Annotated in this window: 14 protein-coding genes; 4 read left to right on the top strand and 10 right to left on the bottom strand. The window is 68.5% G+C overall.

Features of this window, described 5'->3' with window-relative positions; translation table 11 throughout:
- Positions 1-119 precede the first annotated feature (119 nt).
- Complete coding sequence (locus AC0J5J_RS14675; RefSeq protein ID WP_474898670.1) at positions 120-1,730, bottom strand: carboxylesterase/lipase family protein; 1,611 nt, start codon at positions 1,728-1,730, stop codon at positions 120-122.
- Positions 1,731-1,790: 60 nt separating this feature from the next.
- On the opposite strand from AC0J5J_RS14675, the gene AC0J5J_RS14670 reads away from it, so the two are divergent.
- Complete coding sequence (locus tag AC0J5J_RS14670; RefSeq protein ID WP_134425694.1) at positions 1,791-3,071, top strand: uracil-xanthine permease family protein; 1,281 nt, start codon at positions 1,791-1,793, stop codon at positions 3,069-3,071.
- A 256-nt stretch (positions 3,072-3,327) separates the two neighbouring features.
- Here the strand turns inward: AC0J5J_RS14670 and AC0J5J_RS14665 are convergent, their stop codons facing one another.
- The 3 genes from AC0J5J_RS14665 to AC0J5J_RS14655 form a co-directional block, all read right to left on the bottom strand.
- Positions 3,328-3,660: a peptidase gene (locus AC0J5J_RS14665; protein WP_474898669.1), complete on the bottom strand. Its 333-nt coding sequence runs from the start codon at positions 3,658-3,660 to the stop codon at positions 3,328-3,330.
- Positions 3,657-4,847 carry an inorganic phosphate transporter gene (locus AC0J5J_RS14660; RefSeq protein ID WP_474900242.1) on the bottom strand — a complete coding sequence of 397 codons (1,191 nt, stop codon included), beginning with the start codon at positions 4,845-4,847 and terminating at the stop codon, positions 3,657-3,659. Before AC0J5J_RS14660 ends, AC0J5J_RS14665 begins: the two co-directional genes overlap by 4 nt.
- An 86-nt stretch (positions 4,848-4,933) precedes the next feature.
- Entirely contained in the window at positions 4,934-5,407 is a 474-nt protein-coding gene (locus tag AC0J5J_RS14655) for an 8-oxo-dGTP diphosphatase (RefSeq protein ID WP_134425696.1), read from the bottom strand.
- 60 nt (positions 5,408-5,467) lie between these two features.
- Here AC0J5J_RS14655 and AC0J5J_RS14650 point away from each other — a divergent pair, with 60 nt between their 5' ends.
- Positions 5,468-5,722, top strand: a complete 255-nt coding sequence (locus AC0J5J_RS14650) for a mycoredoxin (protein WP_134425697.1) — start codon at positions 5,468-5,470, stop codon at positions 5,720-5,722.
- A gap of 103 nt (positions 5,723-5,825) precedes the next feature.
- Here AC0J5J_RS14650 and AC0J5J_RS14645 read toward each other — a convergent pair whose 3' ends face one another.
- The 5 genes from AC0J5J_RS14645 to AC0J5J_RS14625 all read right to left on the bottom strand — a co-directional run bounded on the left by AC0J5J_RS14645 (position 5,826) and on the right by AC0J5J_RS14625 (position 13,857).
- On the bottom strand, positions 5,826-6,854 hold the full coding sequence (locus tag AC0J5J_RS14645) for a 6-phosphofructokinase (protein ID WP_134425698.1): 1,029 nt from the start codon (positions 6,852-6,854) through the stop codon (positions 5,826-5,828).
- 112 nt (positions 6,855-6,966) lie between these two features.
- Positions 6,967-9,147: a DEAD/DEAH box helicase gene (locus AC0J5J_RS14640; RefSeq protein ID WP_474898668.1), complete on the bottom strand. Its 2,181-nt coding sequence runs from the start codon at positions 9,145-9,147 to the stop codon at positions 6,967-6,969.
- Between the two features lie 204 nt (positions 9,148-9,351).
- Entirely contained in the window at positions 9,352-9,687 is a 336-nt protein-coding gene (locus AC0J5J_RS14635; RefSeq protein ID WP_134425700.1) for a DUF6804 family protein, read from the bottom strand.
- The gene (locus tag AC0J5J_RS14630; protein ID WP_474898667.1) at positions 9,687-11,579 is read right to left on the bottom strand and encodes a DUF2207 family protein; all 1,893 of its coding nucleotides are present in this window, start codon (positions 11,577-11,579) and stop codon (positions 9,687-9,689) included. Before AC0J5J_RS14630 ends, AC0J5J_RS14635 begins: the two co-directional genes overlap by 1 nt.
- Positions 11,580-11,616: 37 nt before the next feature.
- Positions 11,617-13,857, bottom strand: a complete 2,241-nt coding sequence (locus AC0J5J_RS14625) for a heavy metal translocating P-type ATPase (RefSeq protein ID WP_474898665.1) — start codon at positions 13,855-13,857, stop codon at positions 11,617-11,619.
- Positions 13,858-13,953: 96 nt separating this feature from the next.
- On the opposite strand from AC0J5J_RS14625, the gene AC0J5J_RS14620 reads away from it, so the two are divergent.
- Both AC0J5J_RS14620 and AC0J5J_RS14615 read left to right on the top strand, forming a co-directional pair.
- Positions 13,954-14,232 carry a metal-sensitive transcriptional regulator gene (locus tag AC0J5J_RS14620; RefSeq protein WP_134362981.1) on the top strand — a complete coding sequence of 93 codons (279 nt, stop codon included), beginning with the start codon at positions 13,954-13,956 and terminating at the stop codon, positions 14,230-14,232.
- A 128-nt stretch (positions 14,233-14,360) separates the two neighbouring features.
- Positions 14,361-14,528: a hypothetical protein gene (locus AC0J5J_RS14615; RefSeq protein ID WP_166785577.1), complete on the top strand. Its 168-nt coding sequence runs from the start codon at positions 14,361-14,363 to the stop codon at positions 14,526-14,528.
- 55 nt (positions 14,529-14,583) lie between these two features.
- Here AC0J5J_RS14615 and AC0J5J_RS14610 read toward each other — a convergent pair whose 3' ends face one another.
- Positions 14,584-15,144 (bottom strand): GDSL-type esterase/lipase family protein, encoded by a 561-nt coding sequence (locus AC0J5J_RS14610; protein ID WP_474898664.1) that lies wholly within the window; start codon positions 15,142-15,144, stop codon positions 14,584-14,586.
- Positions 15,145-15,177 lie beyond the last annotated feature (33 nt).

The following is a 15,177-nucleotide window of genomic DNA, read 5'->3' as shown; positions in this document are numbered from 1 at the left end:
GAAATGGGGTGCTCCTGGTGTCCGACTCAGCTAATTCTCAGTTGTCCAGTTTACGGCCCCGGAGAACGCGCCGAGAACGCCGGGAGTGTCGGACGGTCGGCGGAGCCGGCGCATGCGGGTCAGATATGCGGCACGAAGGCGTCCCAGGCCCGTCGCCGCTCACGGTGCGGGTCGGCTTCCACGGTGTCGACGGCGTCGATGACCAGGGTCAGTCGTTCGGCCTCGTCGTAGAGCGGCCACGCGTCATCCGGAACCCCGGTGGTTGCGAAACCGAGCCACCAACCCTGCATGCGGGCGCCGATCCGCTGCAGGTCGCGGCGCCCGCCGAGCACGGTCATGCCGCGGCCGAACCAGCCGTCGAGCCGGTCGAACAGCGGGAACAGCTCGAGGCCGTGGGTGGCGTCGAGCCCCATCAGGCGCACCAGGCGCGGCGCAGCGTCGAATCGGTAGAACCGTACAGGCGCATACCGGGAGTGCCGTTCGCCCACGCGCACACTCGGATACCAGAACGAGAAGTCACCGCCGAAATCGAGTGCCGGCCGCAGGGCGGGGATGCCGGGGTACTGCGCGTTCAGCCGCGAGCGGGCCTTCTTCGTGGTGTTCGCGAAGACGGCACGGATGCGTCGGGGCGTCGTGGCGAGGATGTCGATGCGCCCGCTGAACAGCGAGCCCTCCCGGGCGTTCGTGCCGATGATCAGGGGGATCCGGTGGGCGCGTCCGTCGCGGAAGGCGTCAAGGGGGCGTTCGGGCAGGAAAACGCCGTCGATCACTGGTGAGAGCGGGATGGTTCCCGGGTAGCGGTCCGGCGCACGTCGGGTGAGGTCGCCGGTGGCCTCCGCCAGCCGGGCCGGGTCGGCCTGACAGAGCAGAGCCGCGGCATCCGTCACCGCGTGCGCCGGGGCCGGACCGGTAGGGGTCGGGCCGGCGGTCCGGCCGGCGGCGGGCAGGTCGGCCTGTCGTGTGCGTTTGGCCAGGAGCCGCACGAAATGCGCCGCCCACTCCGCGGTCACCTCGGGCGCGTAGACGGCGTTCGGCGGGGCGCTCTGCGCGATCGCGCGCTGGAACAGGCCGGCCGCGGCCGGCACGGTCATCAGGGTGGTCACGGCGTTGGCGCCGGCGGATTCACCGAACACGGTGACGGCGTCCGGGTCGCCGCCGAACGCCCGGATGTTGCGCCGCACCCAGGCGAGCGCCGCCACCTGGTCGCGCAGCCCCAGGTTGCTCTCGATCGGCCGCTCCGCGGTGGAGTAGCGACTGAAGTCGAGGTAGCCGAGCGCCCCCAGCCGGTAGTTGAAGCTGACGTAGACGATGCCGCCGCGCCGCACGAGCCCCTCCCCCTGCCGAGGCACCTCCCGCGAGGACCCGACGCTGTAGGCGCCGCCGTGGATGAAGACCATGACGGGCCGCAGCATCCGGGGGTCGACCGGTTCGTCGGGAGCGATCACGTTGAGGTTGAGGCAGTCCTCGCCCTGCGGGATCGTGGGCTTCGCTCCGATGAACTGGCCGCGGTGGCTCTGCGGGGCGACCAGGCCGAAGTCGCGCGCGTCGCGCTCGCCCGACCAGGGCTCGGCCGGCTGGGGGGCCCGGAATCGAAGGTCACCCACCGGCGCCAACGCGTACGGGATTCCCCGCCACGCACGCACCCCGCGTACCCGGATCCCACGCAGCGAACCGGTCTCAATCTGCACCGAGAGGGGTTCTGTGTGGGCAGGCTGAACGGATGGTTTCACCGTCCGAGCCTAATTGTTCACTACCATCGGGAATACGTACGACACGGAAACGAGAATCACATGGCACTGCCCTGGACCCTGCACGGTGACGGAAAAACGGTCGGAGCCACGGATGTCGTCGGTCCCGGCGAGCGCCTCAACTGGCCGCTGACCATCGGGATCGGCACCCAGCATGTCGTCGCCATGTTCGGCGCCACGTTCCTGGTGCCGCTGATCACCGGCTTCCCGCCCAGCACGACGCTGCTCTTCTCCGGTATCGGCACTTTGCTGTTCCTGCTCATCACCCAGAACAGACTGCCCAGCTACCTGGGCTCCTCGTTCGCCTTCATCGCGCCGATCACCGCCGCGACCGCCACGGCCGGTATGGGCAGCGCCCTGTTCGGCATCATCGTCGTCGGTCTGCTCCTGGCCCTGATCGGCCTGATCGTCCAGCTCACCGGCACCGGCTGGATCGACGCCCTGATGCCTCCCGTGGTTTCCGGGGCCATCGTCGCCCTGATCGGGTTCAACCTGGCGCCCGTCGCGAAGTCGAACTTCACGGAGGCTCCGCTCACCGCGATCATCACCCTTCTCGCCGTGGTCCTTTCCACCGTGCTGTTCCGCGGCATCCTCGGCCGGCTGTCGATCTTCATCGGTGTGATCGTCGGTTACGTGGCTGCCGTCGTGGCCGGCGAGGTCGATTTCAGCGGTGTTGGCGAAGCAGCCTGGATCGGCCTGCCCCCGTTCACCGCCGCGATGAACCCGTTCGCGGATCCGTCCGCCGCCTTCGGCGTGCTGCCGGCCTTCCTGCCGGTCGTGCTGGTGCTGGTGGCCGAGAACGTGGGCCACATCAAGGGCGTCGCCCAGATGACGGATGCGAAGGTGAACCGCTTCACGGGTCGCGCCCTGATGGCCGACGGCCTGGCCACCATGCTCGCCGGCTTCAGCGGCGGATCGGGCACCACCACCTACGGCGAGAACATCGGTGTCATGGCCGCCACCCGCATCTACTCCACGGCCGCCTACTGGGTGGCCGGCATCACCGCGGTGCTGCTCGGGCTCTCCCCCAAGATCGGCGCGGTCATCAACACCATCCCGGCCGGCGTGCTCGGCGGCGTCACAACGGCCCTGTACGGCCTGATCGGCATCATCGGGGTCAAGATCTGGCTCGACAACAAGGTCGACTTCAGCAAGCCGGTGAACCAGTTCACGGCGGCCACCGCGCTGATCATCGGCATCGCCGACTACACCTTCTCCGCCGGCACCCTCAGCTTCAACGGCATCGCGCTGGGCACGGTCGCCGCCATCGTGATCTACCACCTGATGACGTGGGTGGCCCGGGTGCGCGGCACCGCGCGGTAGCCGCCGCGTACAGCCACCGAGAGTGCCCGTTCCGGTCGACAGTGACCGGCGTAACGGGCACTCTCGACCGGAACGGGCACGCTAGCAGGCCCGACGGCTGCCGAGGTTCACCCCTCCACCCCGTGCTCAGCGTTGCGCGCGTGCTGCGCCGCTGTGCGCACGGCGTGCCACCCGCGCCCAGGCGCAGCCTCGGCGCAGACTCGGCGCACCGCCGAGTCGGCGCACGACCGGAACGGTGCGGACGGCGCAGCGCCGGTCAGCGGTGCAGAGCCGGCACGATCAGGTAGACGCCGTAGAGCACGGCCGCGCTGCAGAGCACGAAGCACGCGTACGCGCCCATCAGGGCGATCTGCTTCTGCTGGGGACTCAGCGGGCTGGCGGACGCCGCTTTGCGCGCACGCTTGGCTTCCTTGGCCGCACGTTTGGGGGTCAGCACGGTGATGGCCCCGGTGAACTCGGCCGGCTCGACCACGGGAACGCGGCCGGCGGTGGTGAGTAGTCGCAGCCCGAGCGAATACAGGCTGACCACGACCGCGGAGGACAGGAGCGACGCGAACGCGACGACGAGGAATGCAGACCAATCGATCACAGCGCGATCTTCTTTCGATCCGAGTGGGACGCCTTGCGGGGGGTCTTCCTGATTTTCACGACCCGTCCGGCATCGTCGATGTCATGCAGGTTGTCGTGCGTGACCCGGGTCGCGAGGGACCTGCGGAACAACAGCGCAACGACCAGGGAGCCGACCACCAGGTCGAGCACGATGCCGATCGGGCCGATCAGGGCCAGTCCGGCCGCGAAGGCACCCATGATGGCGGACGCCGGCAGGGTGAGCACCCAGCCGAGGGCGATCTGGCCGGCCATCCCCCAGCGCACGGTCGAACCGCGTCGGCCGAGGCCGGAGCCGATCACCGAACTGGATGCGACCTGCGTGGTGGACAACGCGAAACCGAGGTGGCTGGACGCGAGGATGGTGGCCGCGGTGCTGGTCTCCGCCGCGAAGCCCTGGGCCGGCTTGATCGCGGTGAGTCCGCGACCCATGGTGAGGATGATGCGCCAGCCGCCGGTGTAGGTGCCGATCGCGATCGCGAGGGCGCAGGTGGTGATGACCCACAGCTGCGGGCCCGTGCCGACGTCCTGCATCCCGCTGGCGATCAGGGTGAGGGTGATCACGCCCATGGTCTTCTGGGCATCGTTGGTGCCGTGCGCGAGGGCGACCAGCGATGACGAGAAGATCTGCGCGTAGCGGAAACCGCCGCGGCCATCCGCTTTGCCGGCGTCGCGGCGGGTGATGGAGTAGGCGAGCTTGGTGGCGAGGAAGGCCACGATGCCCACCGTGAGGGGGGCGATCAGCGCGGGCAGGATGACCTTGGCCAGCACGACGTCGTAAGCGACGGCCTGCGAGCCCACGCCGATCACCGTGGCGCCGATGAGCCCGCCGAACAGGGCGTGGCTCGAGCTGGACGGCAGACCGCGCAGCCAGGTGATCAGGTTCCAGACGATGGCGCCGATCAGCCCGGCGAAGATGATCTCGGGGGTGATCTGCACTCCCGATTCACCCTCCTTGATGATGCCGCCGGAAATGGTCCTGGCCACCTCGGTGGAGAGGAAGGCCCCGACCAGGTTCAGGATGGCGGCGAGTCCGACCGCGACCTTCGGGCGCATGGCGCCGGTCGCGATGGGCGTGGCCATCGCGTTCGCGGTGTCCTGGAAACCGTTGGTGAAGTCAAAAATCAGTGCGAGCGCGATCACGAGCGCCACGATCAGGGTGAAATCCACCGTTGTCATCCTCTGGGTGTGCGACAGCCGGGATTATCTCAAGCTGCAAAGAGACAAGCGTGACACTCCCGGGCAGGCAGGTCAATTCAGAGCCGGTCGACCACCGTGGCGAGGTCCTCGCCGAACGTGAAGGTGGCGCGCACCGGCACGCCGGCCAGCACGCCCGGCAGCCAGTGGCGGGCGTCGTCCCACATCTCGTCGACCGGCAACGCGGCCACGTCGAACCAGACCGGGTTCAGTTCGTCGGACTCGCGCGGCGTACCCGTCCATTCGGTTGCGACGAACACGCTCGACTCCTGGCTCCACGCCTCCCGATGCGGGAACAGGTAGGTCAGCAGCCCCAGCGGCGTGAGCGCGGAGGCCGCCACGACCAGGCCGGACTCCTCCTCGATTTCGCGCACCATCGCCTGCTCAGCGCTCTCCCCCGGCTCGAGCTTGCCGCCCAGCCCGACGATGTTGCCGAGACCCAGGCCCTTCTTCTTACGGCCGAGAAGAACCTGCAGCTCCCCCGACGGGGAACGGCGGGTGAGATAACACACGCAGACCTGGGGAAGCGACATTCCTCCATGGTAGCGACGGTGAACCGGCACTCCGTCAGTGGGACTTGTTAGGCTGCGCACATGAACTTTGTGCCTGAATCCGGAACCATCACCATGTTCACGACGACCTGGTGCGGCTACTGCACGCGCCTGAAGACCCAGTTGGTCAAGGCCGGCATCGCCTACACCGAGGTCAACGTGGAAGAGGTCGAGGGAACCTCGGAACTCGTGATGAGCCTGAACAACGGCAATCGTACGGTTCCGACCATCCTGTATCCGGACGGCTCGAGCGCCACGAACCCGTCGCTGGCCCAGGTTCAGGCCAAGCTCGCCTGAGCCGCACCCGAACATCCGAACGAACAGAAACGAACAGAGGGGTCCGGGTCTGGTTCGCCGAGCGGCGGAATCGGACCGGGACCCCTCTGGGTCGCGTGCGGGTTTAGCCGAACAGCACCGCGGCCTCGTCGTAGCGCGCCTGCGTCACGGTCTTGAGACCGATGGTCGCGTCGGCGATGCTGACGATTTCCATGTCGGTGCCGCGCAGGGAGACCATGGAGCCCCACTGGCCGGCGTAGACGGCGTCGACGGCTGCCATGCCGAGGCGGGTGGCGAGCACCCGGTCGTAGGCTGACGGGGATCCTCCGCGCTGGGTGTGGCCGAGGACGGTGGCGCGGGTTTCGATGCCCGTGCGCTCCTCGATCATCGGGGCGATCATTTCGCTGATGCCGCCGAGGCGGGGGCGGTTGAACGCGTCGAGGCCCTTGGTGGAGAGCGCCTCGTCCATCCCGGCGAGCTTGAAGCCCTCGGAGACGACGATCACCGGCGCGCGGCCACGGTCGCGAACGTGCATGACCCACTCGCAGATCTGCTCAATGGTCTGCGGCTGCTCGGGGATCAGGATGGCGTGGGCGCCGCCGGCCATGCCGGAGTGCAGGGCGATCCAGCCCACGTGGCGACCCATGACCTCGACGATCATGCAGCGGCCGTGCGACTCGGCGGTGGTGCGCAGACGGTCGATGGCCTCGGTGGCGATCTCGACGGCGGTGTTGAAGCCGAACGAGTAGTCGGTGGCCTCGAGGTCGTTGTCGATGGTCTTGGGAACGCCGACGATCTGCAGGCCGGCATCCGTCAGACGGCGTGCCGCGGTGAGGGTGCCCTCACCGCCGATCGCGATGATCGCGTCGATTCCTTCCGCGTCCATCGTCTTCTGAATGTTAATGGGGCCGCCGTTTTCGCCCTCGAACGGGTTCGTTCGGGAGCTGCCGAGGATGGTTCCACCCTGACGGGAAAGACCGCGCACGCTGTGCCGGTCCAGTGTCATGAAGTCGCCCTCGACCAGGCCTTTCCAGCCGTTGCGAATGCCGACGAATTCGGCATCGAGGACGCGGATGCCTTTAAGGACGGAGCCGCGAATAACAGCGTTCAGTCCGGGGCAGTCTCCGCCGCTGGTGAGGATACCAATTTTCATTTGTCGTTGCTCCTTGTTGCGCAATTAATGTAATTGGCGCCCACACCGCCGCCACTCAATCATGGACCCCAAGCGGGGCCCGGTTCAAATCCACGCCGGTGAGGGGCGCGTTCTACAACTCCCCGTCGAGTGCGAGGGTGAGCAGGTAGATCAGGGCGCTGGCCTGCACGGAATCGGCGGACGAGACTTCTTCCGCGACGCCGTCGAGGGCCCGGGCCGCGAGGCCCTGCTTGCTTCCGATGAGTTCGGCGATGCGCGCGTCAATGGTGTGCGCGGCGATGATCCGCCATGCGGTGACGGGCTCGTCCTGGCCGATGCGGTGCACCCGGTCGATGGCCTGCGTCTGTTCCGCGGCGGTCCAGCTCAGCTCGGCCAGCACGACGTTGGAGGCGGCCTGCAGGTTGACGCCGACTCCGGCGGCCGACAGGGAGCAGACCACGACGGCCACCCCCGGGTCGTCGTTGAAGGAGTCGATCGCGGCCTGGCGGGCCAGAGCGCTCTGGTCGCCGCGCAGGGAGACCGTGCGCAGCCCGCGCCTGGCGAAGATGTCCTCCGCGGCATCCATCACGTCGATGTGCTTGGCGAAGAAGACGACCTTGCCCACCGAGTGCGCCAGCTGCACGGCGTAGTCCGCCGCGAGGGCGGCCTTCGCCTGGCCGATTTTGCGCACCATGGTGAAGACGTTCTCGCCGGTGGTCTGCCCCTTCGATTCCTCGAGCTCGGCGTGCGCGACCGCTCGGATGAAGGCGGCGCGCTGCTCGCCGTCGAGCACGGGCGGGGCCTGGCCCGGATGGCGGGCGGCGACAAGAGAGTGGTACCGGGTGACGAGGCGGGCGGCGAGTTCCCGCTCCGCCTGGCGGATGGAGCGTCCGAGGTCGTCGTCCAGCTCCACCGGGATGTCGGCGATGCGCTTGGCCGGCAGGTCGGCGGCAACGTCGACCTTGCGCCGGCGCACGATGCCGAGGTCGATCACGGCGGCGCGTGCCTCGGCGTAGAAGCCGGGGTCGGCGGGTGTCAACCCGATCTCCTCGAGCTTCTGCATCAGCCGGGGTGTCGGCTTGTCACCGTCGATCCAGCCGAGGAACTGCCAGATCGCGCGGAAGTCGTCGACGTCATTGATCAGCGGGGTGCCGGTCAGGGCCATCAGCAGCGGGTTGCCCCCCGGCGTGCGACGCCGGATCTGCTCGGCGAGGGCCAGCACATGCTTGGACCGCTGTGACTGCAGGTTCTTGATGAAATGCGCCTCATCGACGACCATGCCCTTGAATCCGAGAGTTCCCAGCCAGGCGCGGTGCCGGTCGAGCACGTCGTAGTTGACGATGACGACGTCGGCGAAGGCGTCGAGGGTGTCGCCGTCGCCGTGGATGACGGTGGCCCGGCGGTTCGGAGTCCACAGTTCGACCTCCCGCACCCAGTTCATCTTGACGACGTTGGGAACGATGGCCAGCAGCGGGTAGGACCCGCTGACGGATGCCGCGAGCAGGCTCTGCGCCGTCTTTCCGAGGCCCGGCTCGTCGGCGAGCAGGTAACTGCGATGGCCCAGTCGCGCGCTTTCGACGAAGCGGGCCTGGTGACGCATCAGCTCCATGCCGCGAGGAGAGAGCCGGTCGACGCGGGGTGCCTCGGGCAGGTCCATGCTGGCGGCCTGGCCGCCGGAGCCGTACTCGAAGGACTTGAACAGCGGGCCGATGAGTTCCCAGTTGGCGAGCCGGCGACCGGAGACGACCGGCTGGGCGGCCGCGGCGCTGAAGTCGGGCGCCAGGAACGGGTTGGCGAGCTGCCGGGCCTTGACCGACTGCGGGATGACCTGGTTGACCGGGACCTCGGCCTTGGCCTCCGGTTCGCGGGTGATGATGAGTTCGTCGGGGGTGAGTTCGGCGCCGGACTCGATCAGCCAGTCGCGGCGGAAACGCTGCGCGACCGTGGACACGCCAGCATCCGGTTCCAGCAGGGTGATCAGGCTGGTGTCGCGGGCCGCGGTCTTCGCCAGGATCTGGGCGATGCCGTCGAGGCGCTTGAGCAGTTCCGCGCGGTTCGCGTCGGTGAGTTCCTTGTCGCCCTTGACCCGGGCGCGCTCCTCACGCATGAGCAGCGCGATGACCTGGTACTTGGTGCGGTTGGTCGGGCCCAGCTTGGCACCGGTCTGCGCTTTGGCCTCCACCTCGCGCACCTTGCGGGCGAGGATGGGGATGATGGGCGCGTCATCGTCGCGGGAGCGCGGTCGTTGACGTGCGCGACCTCCGGAGGCAACTCGGTTGTTCGAACCGGCGGCCTGGTGGCGGGTGTAAGCCATTCTTCTCCAACTTCACAGCAGCACAGCGGTCAAGGGCCATGCTCGACGTGGTGCGGCATCCGTGGATGCCGGTGCGATCGATACGTCGAAGCCTGAATCGAGCAACGTGCCAACCATATTTGCGCCACCGGCATTTGGGATGCAGCGGCACGGTCAAGACGGTAATCGGGCTATTTCAACGTGAATCCAGTCTACGCCCGCGCGTCAATCCCGGTGCACAGGCACCTTGGTGACGACGCCGACGAGAATGAAGACCAGCGCGGCGATGAACTGGGCGGACACCCAGCCCTGGCCGGACAGGTCGGTGACCACGATCGGATTCCAGAGCACCGCGATCGGCACCAGACCGATCAGCCACAGCCAGGCCTTCGCCTGGATGGCGAAGACACAGAGGATCAGCGCGAGAATGCTGACCGCGTAGCGGATGATGATGAAGCTCTCGGAGTCCAGCAGCGCCAGCCCGCCGAGCAGGATGATTGCTCCGAGCAGGCCGGGGGCCAATGCGGAACGCGTGAATGTGGGTTCGACCGGGGTGCCCATCAGACGCCTCCTCCTCCGCCGCCGCCGCCACCGCCGCCGACGGAGCCTCCCCCACCCGAACCGGAACTGGAGGAACTCGACGCGCTTCCCGACCAGGAGGCCGAGGTGGAGCTCGTGAACGAGCTCAGCCCGGCGGCGAACCAGACCGGGTTGAACGGAGCGGAGCCAGCGTACCAGTCCGGCTGTGCGTTGCTCCGGTCGTAGTATTCGCCGAGCACCCGCGACCATTCCTTCTCCTGGCCGAAGAGCACCGCGAACGGCAGCAGGCGTTCGTAGAGCTTGAGCACCTGCCCCGGCTGGCCCGGATCGGGCACACCGGAATCGGGCAGTCCGAGAACGGATGCCGCATCCGGCCGGTAGGGCGACCGCAGCGCGCCCGCGGGGCTCTGCAGTACCCGCAGCCGGTCGGCCTCGGCTATGTCGATGTACAGCTTCACGCCGGCCAGATAGTCGCGCAGCTCGGCGCCGGCGGCGGTGAGCGGGCGCACGCTCGCGGCGACGCTGAGGGTCGTGACCGAGGCGCCGATGCCGAGCACCAGCACGAGGACCGGCCACCCCCCGCCGACCTCCGTGATGAACGCCCCCAGGCAGCCGGCCACAGTCATCATGCCGGTGAGCACGGCGGCGGCGAGAAGCCACCGGCGCAGCCGGCCGCCCTTCTTCTCCCGCAGGCCGTCGGTCAGCACCTGGGTGGTGACGGCCTGGAGTTGCTTGGTCAGCCCGGTGCCGAGCGTGGTGTCCTTGTTCTTGAGGTCCCGGGTCGTGCCCTCGTGCAACCCCGGGAAGAGCAGCCGAAGCACCGTGCGCTCGGCCGGTTCGAGGCCTCGCGTGTGCCGCAGCTCGAGCAGGTAGTGCTTCTTGCCCTCCCCCTCGAGCACCCGTACGTTTCCGCGCACCGCGAAGCTGAGGAACAGGGCGGTCATGGCCTTGGCACTGGTGCGCGTCACGTTGCCGGCCTCGAGCAGGGTCACGCCCTTCGGCGGCAGGTACTCGGCGATGACGGTCGGCCGGCCGGGGGCGTTCCGCCACCGGGTGACCCGGGCCAGGATCGCCAGCCCGGCGCCGATCAGGCCGAGCAGGGCCGCGGCGAGGCCGAGGATCGGGAACGGGTTCGCCGTGAAGGACTGGTCGCGGGGCACGAAGGTGCCCGGTTCGAACCCGACCGCCAGGGTCAGACCCTCGGCGGGGGCGAGCGCGCCGGCGGCGACGTCGATCGTGACGGCCGAGCCCGCGGCATCCGTTGAAAGTGACGCGCAGGGCTCCGAGGAATCGCTGCCGCCCTGGTAGCAGGCAGCGTCCCCGGTGAGGCGGGGAGCGATCTCCGGGTCGACGGTGAGGGTGGCCGAGACGTCGCCGAACGGCTGCGCCCAGCCGGTGCCGTTGACCTCCCGGTAGAACTCCTGGATCGGGGCATCCGTGGGAGCCAGCGTGATGTCGACCTGCCGGTACGTGATCACGTAGGTCTGCGCACCGTGCACGTAGTCGTCGGCGGCGATCGTCACCTCGAGGAACTCGTCATCGACGTCGTCGCTGGTCGTTTCGGTGTCGGTGTCGCGCTGCTGCCCGTTCTCGTCGGTCACGCTGACGAGTTCGAGGTCGGTCGGATGCCCGTCGTAGTGAGTCGGGATGGCGCGCCGGATGCCGCGGTTCTGGTCGGTCTCCGGGAAGCGGGCCACGATCGTCTCCGTGGTGGTGAGCGCCGAGTGGCCGTCCTCGGTGAGCCCGAGCCGGAATTCGGAGTGGAACGAGTCGAAGGTGAAGTCGGCGGTGTCGGCCGCCACGACGGACGATGGCCCGACCGGTGCTGCGGCGGCAGGGCCGGGGATGGTCAGCCCAGGCAGGGCGAGTCCCCCGAGTATGGCTGTGAACAGGAAGATTACTGCACGACGCATGCCTTCACTCTACTCAGCACCCGCCGGGCGCGGCCTGCTACCGGAAGCTGTTCAGGCGCAGGCTGTTCAGCACCACGAACAGGCTGGAGAACGCCATCGCGGCTCCGGCGATCATCGGGTTGAGCAGCCCGAACGCGGCCAGCGGCAGGGCCGCCAGGTTGTAGGCGAAGGCCCAGAACAGGTTGCCCTTGATCACGCGCAGCGTGCGGCGGGAGAGCCGGATCGCATCGGGCACCGTGCCGAGGTGGTCGCGCACGATGGTGACATCGCTGGCCTCGATGGCCACGTCGGTGCCGGTGGCCAGGGCGATGCCCAGGTCGGCCTGCGCGAGTGCAGCCGCGTCGTTCACGCCGTCACCGACCATGGCGACGACGCGACCCTCGGACTGCAGGCGCCGGATGGTGGCGACCTTGTCCTCGGGGAGCATGGCGGAGAAGACCTGCTCGATGCCCACCGCCGCGGCGACCTGGCCGGCGGTGCGGGCGTTGTCGCCGGTGAGCAGGATCGGGGTCAGCCCGAGGGAGACGAGTTCGGCGAGCGCGGCCGGGGCCTCGGGCCGCACGGTGTCGGCGATGTCGAGCACGGCCCGGGCCTCATCGCCCCAGCCGACCACGACGGCGGTGCCGGTGGAGGCGTCGATCGCCGCGATCAAACGCGGGTCGAGCGGGCCGGGGAAGAGCGAGGGACGGCCCACGATCACCGCATGGCCCTCGACCGTGCCGGAGACCCCGAGGCCGGCCGTCGCCCGGAAGCCGCTCACGTCGGGCAGAGCCGTGCCGTGGGCGCCGGGTGCGGCGGCCGCGGCGGCGACGATGGCGCGGGCGATCGGGTGCTCGGAGGCGCTCTCCAGGGCGGCGGCGTAGCGCAGGGCCGTATCGGCGTCACCGGTGGCGGTGACCTGGCCGAGCGACATCCGCCCGGAGGTCAGGGTGCCGGTCTTGTCGAGCAGGATGGTGTCGACCCGGCGGGTCTGCTCGAGAGCTTCCGGGCCCTTGATCAGGATGCCGAGCTGGGCGCCCCGGCCGGTTCCCACCAGCAGGGCGACGGGCGTGGCCAGGCCGAGCGCGCAGGGGCAGGCGATGATCAGCACGGCCACCATGGCGGTGAAACCGGCCTCCACGGGGCTCCCGGTCGCGATCCACACCACGAAGGTGGCCAGGGCCAGCACGACGACGGCCGGCACGAAGACGGCGGCGACCCGGTCGGCGAGGCGTTGGATGTCTGATTTGCCGAGCTGGGCATCCTCGACGAGTTTCGCCATCTGGGCGAGGCGTGTTCCCGCGCCCACCTGGGTGGCGCGCACCAGGAGGCGGCCGCCCTGCGCGACCGTGGCGCCGACGACCTCGTCGCCCGGCCCCACTTCGATCGGCACGGACTCCCCCGTGATCATGCTCAGGTCGACCGCGGCCTGGCCGTCGACCACGATGCCGTCGGTCGCGACCTTCTCGCCCGGACGCACCACGAACAGGTCGCCGACGGTGAGGTCTTCGATCGGGATGCTCTGCTCGGTGCGGGTGGCGGCCATCAGGTTGCCGGGGTTGGTCGGGCTCTCCCGAACGACCGTGACGTCTTTCGCGCCGAGGTCGAGCAGGGCGTGCAGTGCGGAACCGGCCCGTTTCTTCGACTTCTCCTCCAGGTAACGCCCGAGCAGCAGGAAGGTGACCACGCCGGCGGAGACCTCGAGGTAGATGTTGCCCGAGGCGTCCCCGCGGCTGATCGTGAATTCGAAGGAGTGCTGCATACCGGTCATGCCGGCCATGCCGAAGAACAGGGCGTAGAGCGACCAGCCGAACGAGGACAGTGTGCCCACCGTGATCAGGGTGTCCATGGTGGCGGCGCCGTGGCGGAGGTTGATGAAGGTGGCACGGTGGAACGGGTACCCACCCCAGACCACGACCGGCGCGGCCAGCACCAGCGACAGCCACTGCCAGTAGGTGAATTGCAGGGCGGGCACCATCGCGAGCAGAATGACGGGTGCCGAGAGCGCCGCACTCACCAGGAGGCGGGTGCGCAGCGGGGTCGACGGCACAGTCGCGACGCTGGGTTCCGATCGACGAACGGATGCCGGTTCCACCACGGACGCCTGGTAGCCGGCCTTGCCGATCTCGGCTACGAGCTCGGCGGGGGTGACACCGTCCGGGTACGTCACCCGCGCCCGTTCCGTGGCGAGGTTGACCTGGGCGGTGACGCCGTCCACGCCGTTGAGGCGCCCCTCGACGCGGCCGACGCAGCTGGCGCAGGTCATGCCCTCGATGGAGAGGTCGACGGTATTCGGCACGGTGGTCCCTTCGTTCGGTCTCGACGGCACGAGCCGGTTCGATGTCTACAACAGGATACCCCTCGGGGGTATTCCGAATCACGGTACTGTGATCCCATGATCGAAGACATCAAACGGCGTGCCCTGCACCGTGCCCGCATCCTGGAGGGTCAGATGCGCGGCCTCGAGAAGATGATCGAGAACGAGGACTACTGCATCGACATCCTCACTCAGTCGCTCTCCATTCAGAAGTCGCTGGGTTCCCTCAACAAGCTCCTCGTCGACAACCACCTGCAGACGCACGTGACCGACATGTTCGAGGCCGGCGGTGAGGAACGACAGACCGCGATCGCGGAACTCCTCAAGGTCTTCGAGCTCAATAACAACCGCGGCTGAACCGGCGGCACGCCTTCGCGTTGACATCATCCGTGGATTCAATTAGCGTCATGCGAATGCTCGCAACCCGGGCATCGGTCGTTTCCCTGAACGTGCCGGTCGTTACCCCGAGACGGATTGGGTCCCCCGTGAATTCAGATTCTTCAGCCCTGCCGAACAACGCAGGCCACACCGATCACCACGACATCACCAACCTGGTCGGCGAATACCGCCAGCGCCAGCTCAACCTCTTCCGTGAGCGCCAGCCGGAACTCGAGCCCGACGAACAGGTCACGGCCCACCTGCCCACGCACTAGCGAGCGCCTGCAGGACCTCTGGTCCGCGAGGTACGGCAGCGTCGGCCCGCCGGCGTCAGATCTGCTGGATCGGGATCGCGGTGCTCGACGGCGGTCGCTGGAACAGTGACTCCAGTGCGGGTTTGAGCTCGCTCACCCAGACCGCGTAGGCCGCGTCATTCAGGTGCAGCCGGTCCTCCGAGTAGGCCGCGTCGATCTCGCCGTCTGGTCCGGCCAGGCGCGCCCACAGATCCAGGTACTGCGCGTGCTGGGTCGGCGCGAATTGGCGCAGGTGGCGGTTGATCGAGCGCACAGTGTCGGCGAGTTCGCGTTCGCGCGGCGGCACCGATACGACCAGGATGCGCACGGCCGGCAGGCGCTTGCGCAGCGTGCAGAGCAGCGTTTCCATGTTGCGCACGACATACTCGTCCGACCGATGCCAGCCCAAATCGTTCGTGCCGACCTCGACCACGACGGCGGCCGGCTGCCGGTCGACGACCTGGTCGAGTTCGGCGACGACCTCGTCCGTCGTCTTCCCGTTCGCGCCGAGGTTGTGCACGTCGTAGTCGGGAAGCCAGTCCGACCAGAGGCCGTTCGCGGTCAGTCCATCCCCGATGAACAGCACAGATTCCGACATCACAGCCTCCCTCGCACCTCCTCCATCATGCCT

The organism is Cryobacterium sp. TS_SC_7 (assembly GCF_056156285.1).
This window is presented reverse-complemented; position numbering and strand designations above follow the sequence as displayed.